Genomic DNA, 25,672 nt, shown 5'->3' with positions numbered 1-25,672 from the left:
GGAAGGGTGCGCGGCACACGCGCAAGTCACGGGAGCACATCACCAAAGGCATACCTCACGTCGGTGGGTGCACTGTTCACGCGGTCAGGGCGGGGAGCCTCCCGCGCCTTGTCCGTCCCCTCAGGCAGGATGAGCGCATGCTCCACGGCGACACCGCAGAACTCCGCAAGGCCCGGGGCGCGTACTTCACGCCGCGCCCCATCGCCGCATTTGTCACCTCTTGGGCGGTCCGACACCCGACGGACGCTGTGTTGGAGCCCTCGTGTGGGGAAGCGGTCTTCTTGCATCAGGTCGGCCCGAACCACACCGGCCCGGTTGTTGGGGTCGAACTTCACACGGCGTCAGCGGCCGAGGCCGAGAGCACGTTGCGCGCACAGGGCGTCAACGCGGAGGTCCACGTCGGCGACTTCTTCCTCCATGAGGACTTCGGGGCGTACGACGCAGCAATCGGAAATCCCCCCTACGTCCGATATCAAGGTTGGACCGGCGAGGCGCGCACCAAGAGCCGGGCAGCGGCGCTCAGGGCAGGAGTGAACCTAACGAATCTGGCGTCGTCATGGGCGGCATTTGCGATTCACTCGGCCCTGCACCTTCGCCGAGGGGGACGTCTGGGCCTTGTGCTTCCCGCCGAACTACTGACGGTCAACTACGCCGCGCCAGTGCGGCGCTTTCTGATGGATCACTTCTCGGAGGTCAATCTCGTTCTGTTCGAGCAGCGGGTCTTTCCTGGGGTCGATGTTGAGGCGGTACTCCTTCTGGCCGATGGCTACGACCCGGACGGCGCAGCTGGCACGGACCACATGGCCGTGCTCCAGGTGAGGGATGCCGACGGCCTCACCAACCTGGCGGCGGCAAGGCGCTGGACACCGCTGTCGAAGTCGGCCAAATGGACGGCAGGCATGCTCAGCACGGAAGGGCTGGCGGCCTACAGCTCTGCAACGTCGTCGTCGCTCTTCGAGCCCCTGGCGACGTGGGGAGACACGACCCTCGGCATGGTCTCTGGCAACAACAAGTTCTTCGCTCTGTCCCCGGCACGGGTTCGGGAGTTGAGGTTGACACCCGAAGACGTTGTCCCGATCTCGCCGCCCGGATCTCGGCACCTCAGACAGCTCACGCTGACGCAAAACGCCCTAGATGGGCTCGGCGAATCCGGACAGGCCTCGTGGCTCTTCCGGCCCGCAGGTGATCCATCCGCGGCCGCGAAACGCTACATACAGGCCGGTGAAGCCCTCGACGTCCATGAGGCCTACAAATGCCGAGTCCGCTCTCCTTGGTGGCGCGTGCCGTACCTTCGCCCAGCCGATCTCTTCCTGACCTACATGAATGCGGACACCCCACGCCTCGCGACCAACCGGGCCAAGGCCCACCACCTGAACTCCGTGCATGGCGTCTACTTGCGCGCCGAAGTACGGACCCTGGGTAAGGACCTGCTGCCGCTGGCATCCCTGAATAGCGTGACCCTCCTCGGCGCCGAGACTGTGGGAAGGGCCTATGGCGGTGGAATGTTGAAGATCGAGCCTCGCGAGGCAGACCTGCTCCCGCTGCCGTCGCCGGCCCTAGTTGGGCGCATGGCGCCAATCCTGCGAGAGCTCCGGCCAACGGTTCGACGGCACCTTGCCAAGGGGCAGCTGCACGATGCTGTCCGGATGATTGATTCCGTCCTTCTTGCGCATGGTCTTGGAATGAGCCAGCAGGACCTGTCAGCCGTTCGGTCAGACCATGCCTTGCTGACTGGGCGTCGAGCCGCCCGTGGTAGGGCGACTGATGTCTGACAACAAGAAGGTGAGTTTCAAAGCCCTGGCGTGGCCACTGTTCGACGCGATCGTCGCGGATGCCCCCATGCGTGACCTGAACCCGTGGGAGAACGGGGAATACCACCCCGACTACGCCACGCTATGCCTCCTGCTCGGAGTGCCGCTCCACTTGGAAGCCAACACCAGGTCAGGCGTCCCCGCTCTTGCACTCGACATCTGGGTTGCATACGAACTTCGCCGCGGCGGGCTCGATCCTGACGCCGTATGGCCCCGCGCCGAGGCTCCCCGCGTAGTTGACCGAGATGTTCTTCGCCTGGTCCGCGCCCTTCCCAAGAAAGCGCTGGGCAACGAGATCATGACGAAGTTGCGTAGCGGTTCGGGAGTGGGTGGTGTCGCTACCGCCTCGGCGAACATGCTTGGCAAGAACTACTTCAAGCAGGTCGACGTGATCATGTCCTCCTGGCAGACCGGGCCGGAACTAATGATCTCTACGAAGCGCATGGACTCGTCCTTCGGGAAGAACATGCAGAACCGGGTCGAGGAGTCGTACGGGGACGCAAAGAACCTGAGCTTGAGGCACCCACTCGCCAGCATCGGCTTCGTCTACAGCCTTCGCTCAACGGCCTACGACACGGCGAGGCCGCAATACCTGTGGCTCGTCGACCTGCTCATCAAGCTCGGACGCGAGGATGACGCTTACGACGCCTGCTGTCTTGTCATGCCTGAATGGGAGGGCGCGGGCCCGGCCGATGAGGGCGAAGTGGACGAAGACGAGCCAGTCATCTCACCCGATGACGTCGAAGTGGAGGATGTGGAGGAGGAGCCGCCAGTCGAGGATGTGGATGCGGTCCTCGCAGCCCTTCCGGTGGTTTCACTTCGCCACGACCTGGTACCGGACGAGGTTTCGCCTGGGCGCTTCTTCAAGGTCATACTCGAAGGTGTGCTTGACGCCAGCCCGATCAGCATGCACGTCAAGGCACGAGAACTGCGGCGGGGTCTGAAACCAACGTCGTGACCATCAGACAGCTCCGCCGCTTCTAGGACTGCGGTTTCGTCGGGTTCGCGCTCAGCAAAACGAATGCACCCCCGCCGCTGAATGTCCGTGGGATCTTCTGGCCACGAAGCCTGTGGCATTAAGAGTCGGTTGTCACCCGCGACTGATAACCGCAGGACGAGTTGCGATGTCAGACCAATAGGAGAGTATTTGTCTCCACTCGTCGCCTCGTCACCCGAACGGACTAGCCCCAATGGGCCACGCGAGGGACGTGATCGTCCTGGCCCTGCGCTACGGTGGACCAGTCGACGACCCGAAACAACCGTCGCAGATGAAGGGACCTGTCATGGCCTCCGTGCACGATGTGGCAGCCTACATCCTCGCCAAACGCGGTGAGATGACCGCCATGAAGCTGCAGAAGCTCACTTACTACTCCCACGCCTGGCACTTGGTGTGGGACGAGCGACCGCTATTCGCCGAGCCCATTGAGGCTTGGGCAAATGGTCCTGTGGTGCCTGCCCTCTATCGTCAGCATCGTGGCAAGTTCTCTGTGAGCACCATCGAAGGCGGCGACTCGAATCGGCTTACGCAGGCGGAGCAAGGCACCGTGGACGCCGTCGTCGGGTTTTATGGAGACATGACCGCTCATCAGTTGAGCGAACTCACCCACTCGGAACGACCATGGGCGGACGCTCGGGCAGGCATGCCGGCTGGCGCTCGGGGGTCGGCCCGGATCACAGACGAGATGATGGCCTTCTACTACGACTCGCTGACTGCAAAGTCGACGTCCTCTTGACTCTCTGACATTGGGGAACAAGAACAAGACGCCAAAGGTCGGATCTGGCGTACCGCAGTTCGCGGGCAAGACTGCTGCCACAGCGTCCGCCGTGACGCCCGCCGTGAAGCAGCCACGGATGCTGCGCGTCGATGACGAGCGGATCCAATCAAGGTGCCCCGTCTGGCGATTCGCTGACTTCCATGACGACGGCCCCTGGTCATTCGATGGTGTTCCGGACAAACACGTTGTAAATCTGGTCACGAAGTTGGGCGACTACGAAAAAATGACGATCGGGGAGCTCTTCAAGCCTGGGAGTGAACATGGCAAGGCATATCCGACCGAGACGTTGCCTGAACGCGCCAGTGCTGTCCTAAGGGACGCCGGTCGCGATGACGAGACCGAAGTTGTACGACTAAGACTTGGCGGCAAACCGCGCCTTTACGGCATTCTCCGTGAGCATGTCTTCTACGTCCTCTGGTATGACCCTGAGCATCAAGTCTGGCCGACGGAGAAGTCCTAGCTCGCCCCCCGGGGTACCCCGCTCGAGGGCGCGACGACGCCGAATGCGGGGTCGCTTGCCTTACGGGGAGTGCGTGGTGGCCCTCCAGGTGGGAGTGTCCCCTCTTCGTCCCGAACTTCAGGCATCGACGTCGGGGAGATGTGATCGTGGTTGCGACCCACCATCAGCCTGCGCAGAGAGGCAAGCTCCGTCGCACCGACTGCTGTACTTCCGTGCTGTACCGCACGCGCCCTTGATTCTCCGATTTTCAGGTGCCGGCGGCCATCTCGCAGATGTCCTGCCGGATGCATTGTCAATCTCTAAGCTAAATGGTCCGGTGGGCCCCGTTCGTGCGCGGTCCAGGAGTGAGCCTGTTGCGTCTCACGGCTTCCGGCGCTGTGGTCGGTTATCCCGGTCGTGCGCTGGCTGGCACGCCGCCGCGGCGGCGTCACCTGCGCTCCGTAGCGGGCGAGGCAGAAGTCCCTGAGTCGCTTCGCGATACCCGCAATCTCTTCGGCCCCGTGGTGTCTGGGATCCCACGCGGCGTACAGGCTGATGTGCACGGCGCCGGCTGGGCCGTCGATCCCGAGTCCGCGCAGACCGAAACGCGGGTCGTCGGAGACGACGGCGACCCCGCGTCCGGAGGCCGCCACGGCTTGGGCCACCTCGGCAGTCTCGAACTCTTGGACAGCGCGGTAGCCGAGTCCGCCGAGGGCGACGGCCTGGTCGAGAGCGCGCCGGGGGTGAAACTCCCGGCTCTGGGCCAGCAGCGGCTGCTCGACCAGCTCATCCAACGGCACCCGGAACCTGCGGGCCCACGGGTGGCCCCCCGTGACGTACGCGAACACAGGGAGGTCGGCCAAGGCGAGGCCGGCGTGATGCCGCGGTGGGGGAGTCGTGCCCACCGCCAGGTCGGCGCCGCGCCCAAGCGTCTCGTAGACCGAGGACGGAACCTCCTCCCAGACGGCGGGCATCGGATCACCCTCGGCCAGGGTCGCCAGGAACGGTGCCACGACATCCGTGAGGGTCGTGCCCGGCGCCGAGATGACGATCCGCTGCAGCTTCCCCGCTGCGATGTCGGCGGCGGTGGCGAGGGCGGCGTCGGCCTGGGCCACGAGGGCCTGCGCCACCGGGAGGAACTCGCGGCCGGCGGCACTGAGTCGTAGACGGCCGTCCTCCCGGGCGAAGAGGGTGATGCCCAGGTCGCGTTCGAGCTGGCGCACCTGGCGCGACAGCGAGGGTTGCGTGATGTGCACCGCGGCGGCGGCCGCGGTGACCGAGCCTGCCTCGGCGACGGCGGCGAAGTAACGCAGGGTGCGCAGTTCCACGGCATGCCTCCAGGGCATGGTTGGCGTGCAGGACAGGTATTGGACAGCATGGTACGGCCTCGCCGAGGCTGGGTCGTTGGCAACGGGCACTCCGCCCGATGTGCACGTCCGAGAAGGAGATCCGACATGGCCACGACCGTCGAGCAGCGCCGCCACCTCGCCACGGCGATTCCGGGCCCGCGCTCCCAGGCGCTGCAGTCCCGGAAGCTGGCCGCCGTCTCGGCGGGGGTGGGCACCGGCATGCCGGTCTATGTCGAGCGGGCAGGTGGAGGAATCCTCGTCGATGTCGACGGCAACCAGCTCATCGACTTCGGCTCAGGGATCGCTGTGACCACGGTTGGCGCGTCTGCCCCCCGCGTGGTCGAGGCGGTGAAGCGCCAGGTCGAGGACTTCACGCACACCTGCTTCATGGTGACGCCGTATGAGGAGTACGTGGCCGTCTGCGAGAAGCTCGCGCTGCTCACGCCCGGTGACCACAAGAAGCGATCGGCGCTGTTCAACTCCGGCGCCGAGGCGGTCGAGAACGCCGTGAAGGTCGCCCGCGTCTTCACGGGGCGCACCGCGGTTGTCGCGTTCGACCACGCCTACCACGGCCGCACCAACCTCACAATGGCGCTGACCGCGAAGAGCATGCCCTACAAGCACGGCTTCGGGCCGTTCGCCGGCGAGGTCTACCGCGCACCGATGGCCTACCCGTACCGCTGGACCGGTGACCGCGAGCGCACCGCCGAGGAGGCGTTCGAGGCGTTCGCAACGCAGGTCCATGCGCAGGTGGGCGAGCAGAACGTCGCGGCCGTCATCATCGAGCCGATCCAGGGCGAGGGTGGCTTCATCGTGCCGCCGGCCGGCTGGCTGCGCCGGGTCGCGCAGTGGTGCCGGGAGCACGGGATCCTGCTCATCGCCGACGAGATCCAAACCGGCTTCTGCCGCACCGGGGAATGGTTCGCCTGCGACCACGAAGGGGTGGTGCCCGACCTCATCACCACAGCCAAGGGCATCGCCGGCGGCCTGCCGCTGGCCGCCGTGACCGGGCGCGCCGAGGTCATGGACGCGGTGCACGCCGGTGGGCTCGGCGGCACATACGGCGGTAACCCCATTGCGTGCGCCGCGGCCTTGGCCGCGATGGAGACCATGGAGGTAGACGATCTGCGCGGCCGCGCCCGCGCGATCGAGAAGCTCTTCCTCGGGCGGCTGCAGCAGCTCGCCGAGAAGTTCGACGTGATCGGCGATATCCGCGGCCGTGGCGCAATGTTGGCCATCGAGCTCGTCAAGGGCCGCGGAGACACCACGCCCAACCCCGAGCTCACCGCGGCGCTCAACAAGTACTGCCACGCCCACGGGTTGGTGACGCTGACCTGCGGCACCTACGGCAACGTCTTCCGCTTCCTCCCGCCGCTGTCGATCAGTGACGAGCTGCTCAGCGAAGGCCTGGACATCCTCGAGCAGGCATTCGTGGCCAACGCGTGAGCCAGCCCGCCTGCATCCCAAGGAGATCTTCGATGGCACTGAGCGCCTCCGAGGCCGCGCTCGTCGCCTCCGTCCCCACTGGCTTGTTCATCGGCGGACAGTGGCGTGAGGCATCCGATGGCGCTCTCGTGGATGTCGAGGATCCCGCCACCGGCCTGGTGATCGCGTCGGTCGCAGACGCGACGGTCGCCGACGGCGACGCGGCGCTGGCGGCCGCCGCGACTGCACAACGCGAATGGGCGGCCACGGCGCCCCGCGAGCGCGGCGAGCTGTTGCGGGCGGCATACGAGCTGCTCGTGGAGCGCACCGAGGACTTCGCGACGCTCATGACGCTCGAGATGGGCAAGCCGCTCGCCGAGGCGCGCGGCGAGGTGGCTTACGGCGCCGAGTTCTTCCGCTGGTTCGCGGAGGAGGCGGTCCGCATCTCCGGTCGTTGGATGAGCGCGCCCAACGGCGGCACCCGATTGCTGACCATGAAGAAGCCGGTAGGCCCGACGCTGATGGTCACGCCGTGGAACTTTCCACTGGCCATGGGAACCCGCAAGATCGGCCCGGCCATCGCCGCCGGGTGCACGATGGTCGTCAAGCCCGCCAGCCAGACGCCCCTGACGATGCTCGCCCTCGCCGACCTGTTGAGTGAGGTGGGTGTCCCAGCCGGTGTCATCAACGTCATCACGACGACGCGCACCGCCGAGGTCATGGAGCCCCTGGTTCGCGACCCGCGCACGCGCAAGCTCACGTTCACCGGGTCGACACCAGTGGGGCGCACCCTGGTCGAGCAGTCGGCGACCCAGCTGTTGCGGGTGTCGATGGAGCTCGGTGGCAACGCGCCGTTCATCGTCTTCGAGGACGCCGACCTCGACGCAGCAGTCGAGGGCGCCCTGCTCGCCAAGATGCGCAATGGCGGGGAGGCGTGCACCGCGGCCAACCGCTTCCTGGTCCACGAGTCCGTCGCCGACACCTTCGCCGCGCGGCTTGCGGAGCGGATGTCCCGTATGCCGGTGGGGCGCGGGACCGAGGTTGGTACTACAGTGGGTCCGCTCATCGACGCGAAGGCGCAAGCCAAGGTGGCAGCGCTCGTGGACGACGCCGTGGTCAGGGGCGCGCGCGTCGCCTGTGGTGGGAAAACCGTTGGAGAGCAAGGGTACTTCTACGCCCCAACGGTCCTCACCGACGTGCCCGCAGACGCGGACCTCATCCGCGAGGAGATCTTCGGCCCGGTCGCCGCGCTCACTACGTTCACCACCGAGGCTGAGGCGGTGGCGCGCGCCAACGACACCGAGTACGGCCTGGCGGCCTACGTCTACACCAGGGACCTCGCTCGCACCCTGCGCATCAGCGAGGCGCTCGAGTTCGGCATGGTGGGGGTGAACACCGGGGTCGTGTCCAACCCGGCAGCGCCGTTCGGTGGCGTCAAGGCATCGGGGTTCGGCCGCGAGGGCGGCTTGGAGGGCATCAACGAATACCTGGAGACCACCTACGTCGGTCTCTCACTTCGCGTTGCCCAACCCGGATGACGCGCTGCCGGTCGAGCGTCACGGCCGTTTGCGCCGATCCTCGGTGTGGTTCCGATCGCTCAGGCGGCGGGCAGGAGGACGGCCACGCCCATCTCGCGCAACCGGTCATGGCTTCGCAGGGCTGTGGATCCATCGTTGCCGATTGCGCTCGCCACTTGTCAGAACACGTTTACGGCGAGCCGCTCTTTGGGCCGCTTGACGAGTCTTCTGCCGCGGCCTAAATTGGACATGCGTAGAAAATAAGCGATGCCGATCAGCTACCCAGTGAAACCAGTCCGTGAGGGCTATCCGACTACTCGCGTAGCAACCGTGTACTTCCTCCCCAACGAAGGGCCACCATGGCAGCCGGAGAGACAGCAGAGATGTGGCGCGCTCGAGCGGAATCGCTAGTTCCGCCTGGGCGGATGGTGATCGATGGTCGCTGCGCCCCGGCCGCGGACGGACGTGTGACGGAGGTCCTGTCGCCTCGGGACGGACGGCCCCTAACGGCCGTACCGGACGGGAGCGCCGTCGATGTCGACACGGCGGTCGCTGCGGCCCGGCGTGCCTTCGCCGACTCTCCCTGGTCCCGGATGTCACCTGCCGAGCGGAAGCGGGTGATGCACCGATTCGCCGACGTCATCGAGGCTCACCGCGACGAGCTGGCCCTGTTGGTCTCGCTCGAGATGGGTAAGCCCATCGAGTACGCGTCTGCGATCGAGATGCGGACGACCGTCGCGTGCTACCGGTGGTACGCCGAATGGGCGGACAAGCTTTCCGGGGAGATACCCGAGGTTGGCCGGGATGCGCTCGCGCTCGTCACGCGCGAACCGGTCGGGGTGGTGGGCGTAGTCGTTCCGTGGAACTTCCCGATGACCCTGCTGGCATGGAAGGTGGCACCCGCTCTGGCGGTTGGATGCACCGTCGTCGTGCGACCATCGGAGCTCTCACCACTGTCGGCGTTGCGGGTGGCCGAACTCGCGCTGGAGGCAGGTGTGCCGGACGGCGTGCTCAATGTCGTTACGGGGCAAGGCTCTGCGACGCCGCGCGCCTTGGCATTGCACCCCGACGTCGACACGGTGGCCTTCACCGGGTCGACGGAGGTGGGCAGAGAGTTCCTGCGCTACGCCGCAGACTCCAATCTCAAACGGGTCTGGCTGGAGCTGGGCGGGAAGTCGCCGAGCATCGTGCTGCCGGACGCCGACCTTGCTGCAGCGGTTGCCGGCACCGCTGGAAACATCTTCTTCAACCAGGGCGAGATGTGCACGGCACCCTCGCGCCTCCTTGTGCACCGTTCGGTGCGAGACGAGGTCGTCGATGGAGTCGTGCGGGCCGCGGAGGCGCTGCAAATCGGTGACCCCCTAGACCCTGGGACCCAGGTGGGCCCGCTGGTCAGCGCAGCCCATCGGGAGCGAGTCGAGTCCCACACGGCGCGTGCGGTGGATGAGGGCGCGCGGTTGCGAACCGGCGGAGGCAGGCCACCCGGCCCGGGGGACGGGTTCTACTCCCAGCCCACCGTTCTGGACTTGGTCGAGCCGGACATGGCCATCGCGCGCGATGAGGTGTTCGGGCCGGTCCTCTCGGTTCTCACCTTTGAGGACGAGGCCGAGGCTGTGCGCATGGCAAACGACTCGGTCTACGGCCTTGCCGCAGCCGTGTGGACCCGTGACGTCGGGACCGCCCACCGGGTCTCCCGTCAGCTCCAGGCGGGGACGGTGTGGGTGAACTGTTACGAGGAGGGCGACATGACCGTTCCCTTTGGCGGCTACAAGCAGAGCGGAAATGGTCGCGACAAATCCGTCCACGCGCTGGAGAAGTACACGGAGCTCAAGACCACCTGGTTGGCGCTGTGAGTGGTCGACCGCTGATCATCGTCCCGGCTCGGTTCTCCGAGTCCGCCTCAGCCCTGAGGTTCCGCGCCGAGGTCACCGCACGCGCGTTGGCGACTGCAGTGTTCGACGCCGGGGGTGAGCCGGTCACGGTGCACCCTCACGCGCGGGACGGGCTGGTCGACGAGGGACAGGTCGCCGATCGCTTCGACTTTGCCGACGGGGTGCTTCTGCCCGGGGGCGGAGACATCACGCCTGCGTTGTACGGCGGCCTCGAGCATGGCGAGCACTATGACATGGACCCTGAGCAGGACGCCTTCGACCTCGCGGTGGCCCGATGGGCCCTGCGCACCGGGCGCCCGGTGCTCGCGATCTGCCGGGGTCTGCAGGTGGCAAACGTCGCGATGGGCGGCACGCTGGTTGCTCACATGGACCGTCCGCACCGCCATGTTGTGTCGGAGCTCACCCTCGAACGGGCGTGCGCCCTGACCGACGCTCTCGGCACCCGCACGCTGTCGATCAGTTGCTACCACCATCAGGCGCTGGACCGGTTGGGCGATGGGTTGGTGGCGGTCGCCTGGTCAGGGGACGGCACCGTGGAGGCCGTTGAGATGGTTGCGGCCGATGCGCCTTGGTTCCTCGGAGTGCAGTGGCACCCCGAAGACACTGCGGCGACCGACCCAGCGCAGATGGCCATCTTCGCCCAGCTGGTGGCAGCCAGCCGGCGTTCGCTTCAGCCGTCGAGCTGAAGGGGCGGTCTTCACAGGCCGGACTGGCCGCTCAACTGTGAAGCAGTGAGCGATCTACTGGGACTTCCGCCGGGTCGTGAAGGGCAGCCACGTCGGCAGGCCACCTGCCGCGTAGCGACGTTCCGGGCTCGGTCCACGGCTTGAGGATCTGCTCGATCAGTAGCCGCTGCATCGACGGTGGTGTGCGGTGAGGAAGAGTTACCGCTCGGACCTGCATGGCATGCACGGTCGTCACGAGCAGCTCGGCGAGCGGAGCCGGCTCCGCCTCCGCGCTCAGGTCGCAGTCCTCGATCGCCTGCTCGAGCATCTGCTGGACACTGCGGGTCCAGGCTTCGTGCTCCTTGGGCAGGAGGGCGCGGAGGCGTTCGTCGGTGGTGATGCGTCCCCAGAAGCAGACGACGATTCGGGCCTCGTCGACGGTCACCGCGTCCATCGGCAGCAGCTCGCGTAACGTCGCCAAGAGCGCGTCGAGACCGCGCCGACCCGCAGCGCGTTCGGCGGCGCGCCCATTGGTTCGGGCGAAGACCTCTTCGTAGGTGGCGGCCAGCAAGGCGTCCTGATTCGTGAAGTAGTGGCCTATCGCCCCGTTGGCAACGCCGAGTTCCTTGGCGATCGCGCGCATGGTGGCGCCCCCCAGCCCATCCCGCGCCACGAGACGCAGGGTGGCATCGATGATCTCGGCTCGGCGCCGTTCGTGGTCGACAAGTTTCGGCACAGTGATGCCGCCTCCCTCTCCTTGAGCTTTGGCCATTCGGCAAGACCTACCGGCATGGATCACGGCCCCCATCCGTCGCGCGGGATGGCGTAGGGCATTGCTGCGGCTGCTGGCACTCGCTGGCGCGAGCCGATTCGCGAGTTTTTGGTCATGCGTCGAAGAAAACTATAGACAAGGTTGGGGCGGTGTCGCTACGGTTGCTGAGTTGGCTCTACAAGCGTAGAAGAAAACCTTGCAATGACCCGCCCACTCGCTAGAGAGGCAGCGATCACGATGACCGTCCCCGGAGCGCGTACCCCCCTTGAGACAGAGCCGACGGCGCGGGCAGAGCTGAACGACAACCTTGCTCTCGTTGTCGACGGGATCTCGCGTTGGATGTCGCAGTTCGGAGCCTTCGAGCCTCACCCAGCGACGACTATCCACGCGGACCAGCTCGACGATGCCTTGCACGAGCTGATCGGTCGGCTCGAGGACAACTACCCCTTCTTCCATCCCCGCTACGCCGGCCAGATGCTCAAGCCGCCACACCCCGTGTCGGTGATCGGATACCTCGCCGCGATGCTGATCAACCCCAACAACCACGCGCTCGACGGCGGGCCGGCCACGGCACAAATGGAGAAGGAAGTGGTCGCTCAGCTCGCGGCCATGTTCGGGTATGGAACTGACTTCCTCGGTCACCTGACCAGCAGCGGCACCATCGCGAATCTGGAGGCCCTGTTCGTAGCCCGGGAGACGCATCCCGGCAAGGGCATCGCCTTCAGCGCCGACGCCCACTACACGCACGGCCGGATGTGCCACGTGCTGGGCGTCGAGGGTCATGCTGTGGCCACCGACGCGGCCGGTCGGATGGATCTGGCGGCACTCGAGGAACTGCTGCGCACCGGAACCGTCGGGACGGTTGTGTTGACCACCGGCACCACCGGACTTGGAGCCGTGGACCCGGTCCACGAGGCGGTGCCGCTATGCCAGCGGTACGGCGCGCGCATCCACGTCGATGCCGCCTATGGAGGGTTCTTCCGCCTCATCGCGGACGACTCACCCGATGGGGTGCAGGCGGCGCCCTTCCGGTCGATCGCCGATTGCGACTCGGTGGTGGTCGACCCGCACAAGCACGGGCTGCAGCCTTACGGCTGCGGGGCGGTGCTCTTCAAAGACCCGCAAGTGATTCGTTTCTACACCCACGACTCCCCATACACGTACTTCACATCCGACGAGCTCCACCTGGGCGAAATCTCTCTGGAGTGCTCACGGTCGGGTGCGGCGGCAGCCGCGCTGTGGGTCACATCCCAGGTGCTGCCGTTCACGGCAGAGGGGTTGGGTCGTGTCCTGCGACCGGGCCGGCGAGCCGCACTTGCCTGGGCCGATCTGCTGGCCGACTCCCCAACCCTCGCCCTGTACCAACCGCCGGAGCTGGACATCGTGACCTACCTGCCCCGTCGGGCGAGTCTCTCCGACGTTGATCGTGTGTCAGCCCACGTGCTCGACGCGGGTATGACGAGGCCAAAGGAAGACGCGGTCTTCGTGGCGACGTACAGCGTGACCGCGGAAGCCTTGGCCGCCCGTGGTCACCGCATTACGGCCGACGTGGATCACGGCCGGATCCTGCGCAGCGTGCTGATGAAGCCAGAGAGCGAGCAATGGGTCGACTTCCTGCATTCGGCAATCGACGAGCTGGCCACGGCCGCCGGCTGACGTTCCATCCCACCACTACCTCAAGAAGGGAGAGCCGATGAGCACGAAACTGGACCAGTGCGACGTTGTGGTGGTCGGCTCTGGGGGGGCAGGACTTGTCGCGGCATGTGCAGCGGCCGACCGCGGGGCCCGGGTCTTGGTGCTCGAGGCCACGGATCTGTTCGGTGGCGTCACCGCGGTGTCCGGCGGTCAGCTCTGGATCCCCGACAACCCCGTCATGCACCGATCCGGCTACTCGGACTCCCGAGCCGATGCGCTGCGCTACCTCCGGCGAAACACCCTCGGCGCCTCCAGCGAGGCGCACCTGAGCGCGTTCCTCGACGCCGGCCCGAGGCTGGCCCAGTACCTGGAGGACCTGGGGATACCCCTGCAGGCCATCTCTCGACCCGACTACCACCCCCACTGGCCCGGGGCGCGGGCCGGCCGAAGCCTAGAGCCATTGCCCGTCCCCACCGCAGCCTTGGGGGAGTTGCGCGGAAAGGTGCGAACCTCATCGACCCGCGGGCCCCTGACCAGCACCGAGTCGCGTGGCGGCCTGGACCCCCAGGAGGTGCTGACACGTCAGAGCCGTGACGTCCGGACGCAGGGCGCCGGTTTGGTGGCCGGGCTAGTCGCCGCCGCACTGGCGCGGGGAGTAACACTCGTGGCCGAGCGTCGCGTCGTCTCGATATCCCGGGTCGGAAGCGAGGGGTTCACCATCACTGCTCGCCGCCCCGACGGTTCGGTGACCGCAATCAAGGCCGGCGCCGTAGTCCTCGCCAGCGGCGGATTCGCTGAGAACAGCGCGCTGCGACGCGACTTCCTCCCGCCGGTCCAGATGCTGCCCACCGCGGCCGCCGGCAGCTATGGCGATGCCTTCCGGTTGGCGCTGCCCCACGGAGCCCACCTAACCGGCATGAGCGAGGCCTGGTGGACAGCAGCCACAACCATTCCCGCCGACCCGGACGGGGCGCCTGCGACCCATCGCAACCTTGTGCGCGAGCTCGCCTACCCAGGATCCGTCCTCGTCAACGACAGTGGCACCCGGTTCGTGGACGAAGCCAGCTCCTACAACGATCTGGGCAAGGCCTTTCTGCGTTTCGATCCGACGACGCACCGGTACCCGAACGAGCGCGCATGGCTGGTCTTCGACGCGGCGTTCAAGAGTCGGTATGCGGTCGCCGGCGTCGCGCCCAACATGCCAGTGCCAGCCTGGTTCGCCTCAGCGCCGGACATTGGTTCGCTCGCCGAGCAAGTCGGAGTTGACCCGGCCGGGCTGATCGCCACGACCGCTGTGATGGGCGAGCACGCGCTGCGGGGCGAGGATTCGGACTTCGGTCGAGGCGGGGACCCCCACGACGCCTTCAACGGCGACAGCACCCACCGCCCCAACCCCTGCCTGGGCACCCTGGGCACCGCGCCCTACTTCGCCATTGAGGTCTCGTTGGGCCTGAACGGCACCAAGGGTGGCCTGGTTACTGACCCGGCCGGCGCACTTGTGGACTTCGACAACAAACCCCTCCCCGGCCTGTTCGCCTGCGGCGAGGCGGCGGCCGCGCTGATGGGCCCCGGCTACGCCGGATCCGGCGCCTCGCTCGGTCCGGCTTTGACGGCGGGTCTACTCGTCGGCGAGCGGGTTGGAACCGCGGTCACTAGACCGCGCGGTGTCGCGAATGAAACACCGGGGGAGTCCCACACAGCGCCTGAGAGCCACATGCCGAGCGCTACCGAACCAATCAGGGAGAAGACATCGTGAACAGCTCTCGTTTCGCCGACCGCGTGGTGCTCGCGACCGGCACCGCTTCCGGTTTGGGCCTGGCCGCTGCCCGGCAGTTCGCGAACGAGGGCGCCAGCCTCGTGTTGGTGGACCGCGACGAACAGTCGCTGCGCGACGTCGTCGTCGAGCTGTCAGGCATGGGCGCGAACGTCGTGCCCGTGGTTGGTGATGTGTCGCGCGCCCTCACCGCGCAGGAGGCCGTGCGGACCGCGCTGTCCCAATTCGGCCGTCTCGACGTCCTGTTCAACAACGCTGGCATCGATCCGCTGGAGGCCACCACTTTGGTCGAGACCACCGAGGACCTGTGGGACTCGATCATCAACGTCAATGTCAAGTCCGCATACCTGTTCGCGAAGGAGGCCATCCCGGCGATGATCGCGACCGGGGGCGGCGCGATCGTCAACACCGCGTCATCGGCGGGGATGCGGGCTTCGGCACAGGAAGCGGCCTATGGCATCTCAAAGGCCGCCATCATCGCCCTCACCCGGTCGTTGGCCCGAGACTTTTCCGCTCAAGGCATCCGCACCAACGCCATTTGCCCGGGACCCCTCGAGGCGATTACCACCGACCGCCGGGCCACCATGAGCGACGAACAGAAGGCGGCCCGCCGCGAACGGGTTAGCGACCTTGTACCCCTGGGCCGGGAGGGGACATACGAAGAGGTCGCCAAGTCCGTCCTGTTCTTGGCCAGTTCGGAGTCCAGCTACACCAGCGGCGCCGCGCTGCTCATCGATGGCGGGTTGATCGCGTGAACCGCTCCCGGCAGCCCGTCACGGCTGCACCCCGCGTACCGGTCACACCAGGAGTACGGCTGTGAAGCTCGACATGAACGGTCCGTTGACCGAGGCTGCGGCGCAGCTAACCGCTGGTGGTACCGACGTGGTGCGGGTCGGCTACGCGGACGTCCTCGGCACAGAGCGTGGCCGCGATGTACTGGTCAGCAGGCTGCCGCGCACATTGGGAAGCGGTTTGGCCTTCTGCCGGTCCGTTTTCGGCACAACCCCGCAGGGAGACACCGTCGATATCGACGGCGGGCGGGGCGACGGGTTGCCCGACGTCGTCGCTGTGCCGGATCTCGCGACGCTGCAGGCTGTGCCATGGGAGCCCGGGGTCGCTCATTGCATCGCCGACCTCTACGAGCCGGACGGGTCACCAGCCAGCGACAGCCCCCGCCAGGTGCTTCGTCGGGTCGTGGACAAATTCGTCGAACTGGGTCTCCGCCCGGTGGTGGGACCCGAGCTGGAATTTTACGTCCTCGAACGCGACCCTGGTTCCCCCACAGGGTGGCGGCGTTACGGCGAAGCCGCGGGCAACGTCTACGTATCCGGGCTGAAAGGCGACCCGGACAACTTTCTCCTTCGGACCCTGCGCCTGCTGGGCGACTACGGCATCGAGGCCGTCTCTGGCAATCACGAGTACTCCTCAGGTCAGTTCGAACTGAACCTGTGGCACTCGGACGCGCTTGATGCCGCCGACCGTGCCTTCCGCTTCAAGTCAGCCATCAAGGAGCTCGCCCGCCGAGAGGACAAGTTGGCCACGTTCATGGCCAAGCCGTTCAACGATGAGGGCGGATCCGGGTTCCACCTGCACTTCTCGGCCTGGTCTGACGACGGTGAGGCCGCCTTCGACGGAGGGCCGGGCTCCGAACACGGGCTGTCGAAGACGGCACTGTCCGCTCTCGCGGGAATTCTGGCCCACGCCCCGGCGCTGGCCGCGGTGAACAACCCCACGATCAACTCCTACAAGCGATTTGGCCCGGACACCATCGCCCCGTGGTTAATCGACTGGGGTCTGGACAACCGCAGCGCCATGGTGCGCATCCCACCCGAGCGTGGAAAGGCGACCAGGCTCGAGCTTCGGCTCGGGGACGCCACCGCGAATCCATATCTGGCCATCGCGGGGCTGCTCAGCGCTGCCTATCTCGGTATCCGCGATGCCCTCACCGCACCGGACCCACTTGAGGGCTACGGATACGACCCCACCAAGGCCGAGAAGCTACCGGCCGACTTGGCTGCGTCACTCGCCGCCTTGGAGGCAGACACCGAGCTTCGGGGAATGTTGGGTCCCAAGTTCATCAACAACTTCCTGACCTACAAACGCAACGAGCTCGAGCGCTTCTCCCGCTTCGTCACGGACTGGGAGTTCGCCGAGTACGCCTACCACCTCTGATCACCCCAGCGGCTGTCGCCGTGGCAACGCCGCCCACATCCGCACGAGCAAAGGAGTTCCTGTGGCCAAACTCCAGGGTTTCTATCACCCGAAGACGGCGACCGGACGAGCGTCGCTGCTTCCGCCACCGCCATGGCACTACTCCGGCGACCTGCTCACGATCGAGTACCGCACAGATCCACGACGCGTCGCAGATCTGCTGCCGGACCCGCTGCAACCGGCAGGTGACGACCCCGGTGCCGTTGCCTTCATCTGGGCGGACTGGCAATCAACGGCCGCCGACGGGGCACAGCTGCTGGACCCGGTTCTCGGCCAGTACAAGGAAGCCTTCGTCGTGGTTCGCTGCCAGTTCAAGGGCCAGGTGTTCAGCCGCTGCGTGTTCATCTGGGTCGACACCGACTTCGCCATCGCACGGGGCATCCACCAGGGCTACCCGAAGAAGCTCGGCTCGATCCACCAGACCCGGCCGCACCCATACGGGCCAGCGCCCCGCCTCGAGGCTGGCGCCCGGTTCGGCGCCTCGCTAGCGGCGGCAGATCGAAGACTTGCGGAAGCCCGGATCACGCTGACCGGCCCATCGGCCACAAACGGCTTCGTGAACAGCCACAAGATGGCGCACCACCGGCAGGTCACCTCCATAGACAAGTCGGACGCGTACCGACTCGACGAGATCATCTCGACCGGCGCCGCATCGGCTGAAGGCGGAACCCCCTGGCAGGCCCGCGTCGACACCTTCACCCTCTTCGACTCACCAACGGAGGAGCTGACCTTGCTTCAGCCAGATGAACTCATCGGTGCCTACTACCGCCAAGTGGGAGTGACCTGGGACGGGGGCGAGATGCTCCACGACAACCTCGCCGGGGCCAAGGTGGCAGCCTCATGAGCGGCGCGGCGACCTTGGGCCAGGAGACGATCGACGTCGAGGGCGTGCTAGTGGATACCCGGCATTGGATCGACGGCCGACGGGTGCGCTCGCGGACCACCTTCGCCGACCTGTCGCCCATCGACGAGGCCGTTTTGGGACACATTTCGGCCGGCGGCACGGCGGAGGTCGACGCGGCCGTCGCCGCGGCACGACGAGCCTTCCCGGCGTGGAGGGCCTTGTCGGCCGACGAACGCGCCCACGCGCTGGAGCGGGTAGCCGACGGGATCGACGCCCGCGCCGACGAACTGGCCCGGGTGGAGACCCGTGACAACGGCTCGCTGCTGCGTTCACATCGCCGCAGCGTGATGCCGAGGGTGGGTCACAACTTCCGGTTCTTCGCCCAACAGGTGCGAACCCTCATGCACCCGGATCGAGAGATTCGGGGCCACCGCGAGCGAATCACATACAACCCATCGGGCGTCACCGCTGTCATCACACCGTGGAACGCGCCGCTGATGCTGGCGACGTGGCGGATCGGGCCGGCCTTGGCGTCGGGGAACACCGTGGTGTTCAAGCCACCGGAGTGGGCTCCGCTCACGGCCTCCCTGCTCGCCGACATCACTTCTGACGCAGGCCTACCGCCCGGGGTGCTCAACATCGTCCAAGGCTTGGGCCCCGATGCGGGAGCCGCACTGGCAGGACATCGCGGGATCCGCCGCCTCTCGTTCACTGGATCAGTACCGACCGCCGGCAAGGTCGCCGCCGCGGCCGCACCAAACATCGTTCCCCTTTCTCTGGAGCTGGGCGGAAAGTCCCCATTGGTCATCTTCGACGACGCAGACTTCGAGCTCGCCGTCTCCCTGGCTGTGGAGCAGTTCGACAACGCCGGCCAGGTCTGCCTCGGCGCCTTCCGCATTCTGGTCCAGGACACGCTCTACAACCGCTTCATCGAGGCTGTGGTCGATCGGGCCCGCCAGCTTCGCCAAGGTGATCCGCGGGACGAGAGCACGGATGTGTCAGCACTGGTCTCTCGACAGCATTTCCAGCGCGTCAGCGGCTTCGTCGAACGCGCGCGTGCTGAGGGTGCATCGGTAGTGCTGGGCGGGGGACCCAACACAGAGCTCGGCGGCCTCTACTTCCGTCCAACGATCCTCACGAACGTGTCGCCCGACAGCGAGATCGTCACTGAGGAGGTGTTCGGGCCTGTGCTAACGGTGCAGACGTTCGGCACTGAGGAGCAGGCGATCGAGATGGCCAACGACACCAGGTTCGGACTCGCCGCCACTCTGCTGACGGGCGAACCCGAGCGCGCAGAACGGGTTTCGGCCGCGCTCGACGCCGGCACGGTCTGGGTCAACTGCTTCTTCGTCCGTGACCTCGGTGCACCGTTCGGAGGCAACGGGCACTCGGGAATCGGCCGCGAGGGCGGTGTGTGGTCGTTCGACTACTACTCCGACATCAAGAACACGGTCTTCTCGCCGACGGGCTGGAACTCCGAACAGAAGGGAAGCAGGTAATGGGTGAAGTCATGGGCGCCGGGCTACTGGCGCACGTCCCGACCATTGTTCTTCCGGAACAGGACCGCCGGGAACTGAACCACGGAGAGGACTCAACGTTGCCAGCCGGCCTCGAGCAGCTGCGGCGCGAGGTGTTCGACAAGGCTGACTACGACACCGTGGTTGTGCTGGACTCCCACTGGGCAACCACAGTGGAGTTCGTCGTCACCGCACAGCAACGGCGGTCGGGCCTGTTCACGTCCGAGGAACTACCGCGCGGCATGAAGCAACGACCGTACGACTTCGCCGGCGACCCGGAACTCGCCCACCTGATCGCCTCCAAGGCAGGGCGCCACGGCACCTGGATCACGGCGGTCGAGGACGACCACCTGCCGATCTTCTACGCCACTACCAACCTGTGGGAGTTCCTCGGCCAGGGACTACCCGAGAAGAGATGGATCTCCATTGGGGTCTGCCAGACCGCGGACACCGAGGACAATCTGCGGCTCGGTCGGGCCCTGGGCGACGCCATCGCCGAGTCCGACCGCAAGGTATTGCTCATTGCCTCCGGCGCGATGAGTCATACGTTCTGGCCGCTGCGCCAACTGCGCGACCACGAAGCGGCCGGCATCGAGCACATTTTCACGCGCGCTGCCTACGAGGCCGACATGGAGCGACTGGACTGGTTCGCCAGCGGAAACCACGCCAAGGTCCTCGAGTCGATGCCGGAGTTCTACCGGTTCAGGCCGGAGGCGCGCTTCGGCCATTACCTCATGATGATCGGCGCGCTCGGCGAAGGCAGCTGCACCGCCCCGTCCCGGCAGTTCGGGGAGTACGAGAACTCCATCGGCACCGGTCAGGTCCACCTGTGGTTCGATCGACCAGCCGACGGCTTTCCCCGGCCCCGGCGCACCCACATTGAGCCACTCACCGCAGAACAGCCGTCGCTGCACGACTCCGCGGTGGCCGGATCATGACCGAGTACCGCCGGATCCTGCTGGACGGCGCCCAAGTGGAGGCGGTCCGCTCCGGCGACAACCTCATCGTCGGTGACGGCCGTGTGGTCGCCATCAAGAACGCACACCACCTGCCGCCCGTAGTCCCCACCAAGATCATCGCGGTCCACCTGAACTACCGCAGCCGCGTCGACGAGTTCGGGATCAGCCTGCCCGGAACACCAACGTACTTCCACAAGCCGACATCGTCGCTGAACAGCCACAACGGCGCTGTGGTGCGCCCCGAGCGGTGCAATTGGCTGAACTACGAAGGCGAGATCGCGATCGTCATCGGACGAACCTGCCGCAATGTCTCCGCGGGCGACGCAGGTCGGTACATCCGCGGCTACACGGTGGCCAACGACTACGGCCTGCACGACTTCCGGGACACCGATGCCGGCTCGATGCTTCGCGTCAAAGGCTCGGACACGCTCTGCCCGCTCGGACCCGGCCTGGTCGAGGACTGGGACTTCCAAAACAAGCGGATCCGGGTGACTGTCAACGGCCAGGTCAAGCAGGACGCCAACACCAACGAGATGGAGTGGAACATGCACTACCTCGTCGCCGACATCGCCCGCACGATCACGCTCTACCCGGGCGATGTGTTGCTCTCCGGCACTCCCGCCAACTCCCGAACCGTCTACCCCGGCGACGTAGTGGAAGTCGAAGTGGAGGGACTCGGCACTCTACGCAACCACATCGTCGCCGGCCCCACCCCAGTCCGAGACGACGTTGGCGCCCAACCCACCGAGTCCGACGAAGTCCTCTCGACCGCCCAGGGCGGCGACTGGCCGCACCGCGGAAGACGGGCACCACAACCACCGCGGAACTGAGACCGAAAACCGATCAGGACTGCCAGCCAACGAAGCAAGAGGTCGCGACAGGGAAACCACCAGCCTCCTCCCCATGCGAGATCCGAAACAACCCGCACGCAGCCCCAGCCAACACACCCATCCGGAAAGGCACACACCATGTCCACTCACTCCCTGCCCACGCGGCCGACGGCGCACACGAACCGACCGCGTCTCACCTGCCGACGATCCCTCACCGTGCTGGCTGCGGTGAGCACCATCGCGCTCACCGCGGCGGCATGCGGTTCGTCCGGCGACGACAACACCGCCAACGGCGGGCCATCCAGCGGCGCCAACAACCAGAACGCGAAGTTCGACCAGAGCATCGCCGATCAGCTTCCCGCTGCCATCAAGAGCGCTGACGAGATCAAGAACATCGTCTTCAACAACTCGCCACCGGCAACCTTCCAGAAGGATGGCAAGGAGGTCGGGTGGGCGATGGATCTGAGCGCCGCGATCGCCGACGTACTAGGCGTGAAGATGAACACCACGGTCTCCGGTGACTTCTCCACCTTCATTCCCGGCATCCAGAACGGCCGCTTCGATGGCAGTTTCGGTCCGCTCATCGTGACCCCAGAACGGCTGAAGCAGATCGACATCGTCGGGGTCTTCCAGGTCGGCACCGGCTTTGCAAGCAAGAGTGGGAGCGACGTCAACGTCAACACCGCGACGGACGTCTGCGGGCTCACGGTCGCAGCAGTCGAGGGGAGCGCCTTCATCAAGAGCGTGGAGTCCATCAACCCGAAGTGCGAGGAAGCCGCCAAGCCGGACCCGATCGTGCAGTCCTTCCCCAACAACGCCGCCGCGCAGCTGGCTGTGAGCAACGGCCGCGTGAAGGTCTTCGCCAGCAACGCCGACGCACTCCAGTACCTCATCTCGCAAACCGGCGACAAGTTCGAACGCGAGCCGCTCGACTACCAGCCGATCATCGAGGGCATCGGCCTGAACAAGGACGCTGGCCTGGCCAAGGCGGTAAAGGCAGCGGTCGACAAGCTGATCGCGGACGGCACCTACGGAGAGATCCTCAAGAAGTGGAACCTGTCCGAGAACGCGGTTACTGAAGCAGTGATCAATCCCTCCACCAGCTAGGCAAAAAGGACATGGCCATGTCGAATGTCAAGACGTCAACGGGATCATCGCCTCCGGGCGGCGACGGCGCGTCCGGCGGTGTGGGCTCCTGGGTCTCCAACGCCCATCCAGCCCGCACTGCCGGACGGGTTGTAGTGACCCTCATCGCGCTGGTCCTAGGCGCAATGTTCCTCAACCTGCTCGTGACGTCACCGACCCTCCAGTGGGACGTCGTGGCGCACTACTTCACGAGCCGGGAGGTCATTGACGGTCTGATCAAGACGATCGAGCTGACCATCGCCGCCATGGTGATCGGAGTGATCTTGGGGATCATGCTTGCGCTCATGCGCATGTCGCGCAGCGTCATCCTCACGACGGGCGCGTCGGCGTTCATTTGGCTGTTCCGCGGCACACCCCTTCTGGTGCAGATCATCTTCTGGTACAACCTGTCGTCTTTCATCCCCCGCATCTCCTTGGGGATACCGTTCGGTCCGAGTTTCGCCTCCTGGGACGTCAACCACATCGTCACTCCCCTCGCGGCTGCCCTTCTCGCGCTCGGCCTGAACGAGGGCGCATACATGTCCGAGATCGTCCGGGCGGGCATCGCCTCCGTCGAGGGCGGTCAGATGGAGGCATCGCTCGTGCTAGGCATGACGAAGGGGCAGGCGATGCGACGCATCGTGCTACCCCAGGCGGTGCGGATCATCATCCCTCCCACCGGCAACCAAGCCATCGGGATGCTCAAGGGGACCTCACTGGTCAGCGTGATATCTACACCCGAGCTGCTCTACTCCGTGCAGATCATCTACGCACAGACGTTCCAGACGATCCCCCTGCTGCTGGTCGCCAGCATTTGGTACCTGATCCTCACCACCGTGCTGTCCATCGGCCAGTACTACCTCGAACGTCACTACGCGAAGGGCGCGTTGAGGGCCATGCCTCTCACTCCGCTCCAGAAGGTCCGACGCTGGTACGCGACTCACGCGCCGAGCGCAGTCGCCAAGAAGACGGGATCCCTGCGATGAACGAGAGGCCCCTGCTCCGGGTCGAGGACGTCCACAAGTGGTACGGGAACGTCCAAATCCTGCGCGGTGTGTCACTGGACGTAACACTCGGCGAGGTGCTCTGCATCATCGGGCCATCCGGCTCGGGCAAGAGCACGCTCCTACGCTGCATCAACCACTTGGAGACCCTGGACGCCGGTCGGATCTACCTCGAGGATGAACTCATCGGTTACCGCGACGAGCGGGGCAAAGTCGTCGAACGGGCCGCCAAGGACCTAGCTCGTCAGCGAGCATCCATGGGCATGGTGTTCCAGCAGTTCAACCTGTTCCTCCACAAGACCGTCATCGAGAACCTGATCGAGGCACCCATGCTGGTGCTCAAGGAGTCTCGCGCCTCCGCCACGCAGCGGGCTCACGAGCTCCTCGGCCAGGTGGGATTGGCGGAGAAGGGACATCAGTACCCACGACAACTGTCCGGCGGGCAACAACAGCGCGTGGCCATTGCCAGAGCGCTCGCCATGCGGCCGAAGCTCATGCTCTTTGACGAGCCAACGTCCGCACTCGACCCAGAGATCGTCGGCGATGTCCTCACAGTCATGCGTGATCTGGCGAAAGCCGGCATGACCATGATTGTCGTGACCCATGAGATGGAGTTCGCGCGCGAAGTCGCTGATCGCCTCATCTTCATGGACGAAGGAGCGATCGTCGAGCAGGGTGATCCGGCTGGCATCCTGTCTCAGCCCACTGAGGCCAGAACGCGGCAGTTTCTCGCTCGGCTCTGATGGCCGCCGCCGAAGCGGCACCCTCCTGAGATTCCCAGGCTGGGCACATCCTGCCAGGGGCAGGTGCCGGCGGGCTCAGCATTGTCGTGCGATACCTCGCGAATCGGGTTATCGCGGTCACTCCCAGTCCGTTGCCAGTCACGGTCCGTTGCCTGCCCGCCGAGGTGTTTCATGGGATCAAGAAGAACTGCAGTTCAAAGCCTTTGACCGGCAGCTTCGCGGCGGTGGCCAGGGGCGGGGTCGAACCGCCGCCCTTCTGATCTTCAGGTGAACGCGAACTCGCAGGCTGTGTGGCCTAACCGACGCGGCGTGCAACATCTCGTGCCACATTGCGCTGCAGGCGCCTCGCCAGTTGGCCATTTGGGAGGTCGGGGTTCAGAATCCGGCGTTGCCCATGAACGTAAGGCGGCGGCGCAGGGAGTGGAGGCCACGAGTAGGTCCCTGGCCTGACTCTCTCTTCATGCGCGATCGCGACCTTCAGTACGACTGGGAATGACCGATAGCAATGAGCGAAGAGGTCTGGGTGCTCGGGGCCGGGCTCCAAGCGTGGTGATGGCCCGAAATCTGGTCCGAGAAGTGTCGGCTGCTGTACGCCTACTGCGGTACTTTCGGCTCGAACGAGCGTGACGGAGTAGGCGCACAGGCCCCTGACCTGCGCGAATGTGTCGGGGTGACAGGATTTGAACCTGCGGCCTCTTCGTCCCGAACTCCAGGCATTTGCCTCGGGAAGCCGTCATCGTGCTTGCGACCCGCCGTCAGCCTGCGCAGAGCGCCAAGCTCCGCCGCACCGACTGCTGTACTTCCATGCTGTACTGCGCCTTCTGTAATCGTCCGATTTTCAGACGTACGCAGGTGCGCAGGTCAGAAGGCACTTTCCGGCGGCCGTGCCACATCTCGTGCAACATCTCGCCGGTCTCGTCCTAGGCGAGCCAGGGTGGTCAGTCTTGCCAGCGTGAGGCGTCCGACGCATGGGCCTGTTTGCCGCTCAGCACGGTTCCCTGCAGAAGGCTCACCTTGGCGGTGGTGTGGCCGGTGGTGCCGTGGCCCACCTCGTCACCTTCGAGGACCACCACCGAAGGGCTTGACTGTGCCAGCAGCACCGCCGTGGCGCGCTCGGTGAGGCCTGCGCCGACGACGACCACGTCAGGGGTCGCCTCCGGCTCCAGGCGATTGGTGTCGGTGTGCAGGGGCGGGTCGAGCCAGAGGGATGCCATGCGTCGAGCAGACCATGGCCAGGGGGGACCGGCGCTTCCGAGCGCCGTCGAGGACCGCGCTGCGACCCCGAGCACCTGGTCGATGGCTGACTGCTCCCCGGTCCGCGAAATTCGAGACCGCCTTGGTGGAAATAGGACTCCAGGAAGAGGTCGTCGCGCGGATCGAAAGGA

22 protein-coding genes are annotated in these 25,672 nt (G+C 66.0%); 19 read left to right on the top strand and 3 right to left on the bottom strand.

What is annotated here, in order from left to right; genetic code table 11:
- Positions 1–137 precede the first annotated feature (137 nt).
- The 4 genes from ASG95_RS00105 (at position 138) to ASG95_RS21095 (ending at position 4,046) form a co-directional block, all read left to right on the top strand.
- Complete coding sequence (locus tag ASG95_RS00105) at positions 138–1,772, top strand: N-6 DNA methylase (protein ID WP_057376119.1); 1,635 nt, start codon at positions 138–140, stop codon at positions 1,770–1,772.
- A complete protein-coding gene (locus ASG95_RS00100; protein ID WP_057376118.1) occupies positions 1,765–2,769 on the top strand; it encodes a hypothetical protein in 1,005 nt (334 codons plus the stop codon). The genes ASG95_RS00105 and ASG95_RS00100 overlap by 8 nt, the downstream gene beginning before the upstream one ends.
- 250 nt (positions 2,770–3,019) lie before the next feature.
- Positions 3,020–3,544, top strand: a complete 525-nt coding sequence (locus tag ASG95_RS00095; protein ID WP_235543189.1) for a Panacea domain-containing protein — start codon at positions 3,020–3,022, stop codon at positions 3,542–3,544.
- Between the two features lie 118 nt (positions 3,545–3,662).
- Positions 3,663–4,046, top strand: coding sequence for a hypothetical protein (locus ASG95_RS21095; RefSeq protein WP_157581655.1), 384 nt, complete (start codon positions 3,663–3,665; stop codon positions 4,044–4,046).
- A gap of 299 nt (positions 4,047–4,345) precedes the next feature.
- On the opposite strand, the gene ASG95_RS00090 is transcribed toward ASG95_RS21095, so the two are convergent.
- Positions 4,346–5,353, bottom strand: coding sequence for a LysR family transcriptional regulator (locus ASG95_RS00090; protein WP_082592215.1), 1,008 nt, complete (start codon positions 5,351–5,353; stop codon positions 4,346–4,348).
- A 126-nt stretch (positions 5,354–5,479) separates the two neighbouring features.
- On the opposite strand from ASG95_RS00090, the gene gabT reads away from it, so the two are divergent.
- The 4 genes from gabT (at position 5,480) to ASG95_RS00070 (ending at position 10,894) form a co-directional block, all read left to right on the top strand.
- Complete coding sequence (gene gabT / locus ASG95_RS00085; RefSeq protein WP_057376117.1) at positions 5,480–6,820, top strand: 4-aminobutyrate--2-oxoglutarate transaminase; 1,341 nt, start codon at positions 5,480–5,482, stop codon at positions 6,818–6,820.
- Between the two features lie 32 nt (positions 6,821–6,852).
- Positions 6,853–8,337 carry an NAD-dependent succinate-semialdehyde dehydrogenase gene (locus ASG95_RS00080; RefSeq protein WP_057376116.1) on the top strand — a complete coding sequence of 495 codons (1,485 nt, stop codon included), beginning with the start codon at positions 6,853–6,855 and terminating at the stop codon, positions 8,335–8,337.
- Between the two features lie 446 nt (positions 8,338–8,783).
- Positions 8,784–10,169: an aldehyde dehydrogenase gene (locus tag ASG95_RS00075; RefSeq protein ID WP_200961851.1), complete on the top strand. Its 1,386-nt coding sequence runs from the start codon at positions 8,784–8,786 to the stop codon at positions 10,167–10,169.
- Complete coding sequence (locus ASG95_RS00070; RefSeq protein ID WP_057376114.1) at positions 10,166–10,894, top strand: gamma-glutamyl-gamma-aminobutyrate hydrolase family protein; 729 nt, start codon at positions 10,166–10,168, stop codon at positions 10,892–10,894. The genes ASG95_RS00075 and ASG95_RS00070 overlap by 4 nt, the downstream gene beginning before the upstream one ends.
- Positions 10,895–10,925: 31 nt before the next feature.
- Here the strand turns inward: ASG95_RS00070 and ASG95_RS00065 are convergent, their stop codons facing one another.
- Complete coding sequence (locus tag ASG95_RS00065; protein WP_162259335.1) at positions 10,926–11,645, bottom strand: TetR/AcrR family transcriptional regulator; 720 nt, start codon at positions 11,643–11,645, stop codon at positions 10,926–10,928.
- A gap of 339 nt (positions 11,646–11,984) precedes the next feature.
- On the opposite strand from ASG95_RS00065, the gene ASG95_RS00060 reads away from it, so the two are divergent.
- The 11 genes from ASG95_RS00060 to ASG95_RS00010 all read left to right on the top strand — a co-directional run bounded on the left by ASG95_RS00060 (position 11,985) and on the right by ASG95_RS00010 (position 24,287).
- A complete protein-coding gene (locus tag ASG95_RS00060) occupies positions 11,985–13,301 on the top strand; it encodes an aminotransferase class V-fold PLP-dependent enzyme (protein ID WP_057378636.1) in 1,317 nt (438 codons plus the stop codon).
- A gap of 37 nt (positions 13,302–13,338) precedes the next feature.
- Positions 13,339–15,036, top strand: coding sequence for an FAD-dependent oxidoreductase (locus ASG95_RS00055; protein ID WP_057376112.1), 1,698 nt, complete (start codon positions 13,339–13,341; stop codon positions 15,034–15,036).
- Positions 15,033–15,809, top strand: coding sequence for an SDR family NAD(P)-dependent oxidoreductase (locus tag ASG95_RS00050; protein WP_057376111.1), 777 nt, complete (start codon positions 15,033–15,035; stop codon positions 15,807–15,809). The genes ASG95_RS00055 and ASG95_RS00050 overlap by 4 nt, the downstream gene beginning before the upstream one ends.
- 61 nt (positions 15,810–15,870) lie before the next feature.
- A complete protein-coding gene (locus ASG95_RS00045; protein WP_235543187.1) occupies positions 15,871–17,226 on the top strand; it encodes a glutamine synthetase family protein in 1,356 nt (451 codons plus the stop codon).
- Between the two features lie 61 nt (positions 17,227–17,287).
- Complete coding sequence (locus ASG95_RS00040; protein WP_057376110.1) at positions 17,288–18,109, top strand: acetoacetate decarboxylase family protein; 822 nt, start codon at positions 17,288–17,290, stop codon at positions 18,107–18,109.
- On the top strand, positions 18,106–19,608 hold the full coding sequence (locus tag ASG95_RS00035; RefSeq protein ID WP_057376109.1) for an aldehyde dehydrogenase: 1,503 nt from the start codon (positions 18,106–18,108) through the stop codon (positions 19,606–19,608). Before ASG95_RS00040 ends, ASG95_RS00035 begins: the two co-directional genes overlap by 4 nt.
- Positions 19,608–20,564 (top strand): catechol 1,2-dioxygenase, encoded by a 957-nt coding sequence (locus ASG95_RS00030; RefSeq protein WP_057376108.1) that lies wholly within the window; start codon positions 19,608–19,610, stop codon positions 20,562–20,564. Before ASG95_RS00035 ends, ASG95_RS00030 begins: the two co-directional genes overlap by 1 nt.
- A complete protein-coding gene (locus ASG95_RS00025) occupies positions 20,561–21,415 on the top strand; it encodes a fumarylacetoacetate hydrolase family protein (RefSeq protein WP_057376107.1) in 855 nt (284 codons plus the stop codon). The genes ASG95_RS00030 and ASG95_RS00025 overlap by 4 nt, the downstream gene beginning before the upstream one ends.
- Before the next feature lie 138 nt (positions 21,416–21,553).
- Complete coding sequence (locus ASG95_RS00020) at positions 21,554–22,522, top strand: transporter substrate-binding domain-containing protein (protein ID WP_082592211.1); 969 nt, start codon at positions 21,554–21,556, stop codon at positions 22,520–22,522.
- Between the two features lie 17 nt (positions 22,523–22,539).
- Positions 22,540–23,526: an amino acid ABC transporter permease gene (locus tag ASG95_RS00015; protein WP_082592977.1), complete on the top strand. Its 987-nt coding sequence runs from the start codon at positions 22,540–22,542 to the stop codon at positions 23,524–23,526.
- Positions 23,523–24,287: an amino acid ABC transporter ATP-binding protein gene (locus ASG95_RS00010; protein ID WP_057376105.1), complete on the top strand. Its 765-nt coding sequence runs from the start codon at positions 23,523–23,525 to the stop codon at positions 24,285–24,287. Before ASG95_RS00015 ends, ASG95_RS00010 begins: the two co-directional genes overlap by 4 nt.
- Positions 24,288–25,225: 938 nt before the next feature.
- Here the strand turns inward: ASG95_RS00010 and ASG95_RS00005 are convergent.
- On the bottom strand, positions 25,226–25,501 hold the full coding sequence (locus tag ASG95_RS00005) for an FAD-dependent oxidoreductase (protein ID WP_057376104.1): 276 nt from the start codon (positions 25,499–25,501) through the stop codon (positions 25,226–25,228).
- Positions 25,502–25,672 lie beyond the last annotated feature (171 nt).

Origin of the sequence: Phycicoccus sp. Soil803, assembly GCF_001429685.1 — a bacterium.
GTDB lineage: Bacteria > Actinomycetota > Actinomycetes > Actinomycetales > Dermatophilaceae > Pedococcus.
Note: the sequence above shows the minus strand (reverse complement) of the source record. Positions and strands in the feature narration are given on the sequence as shown.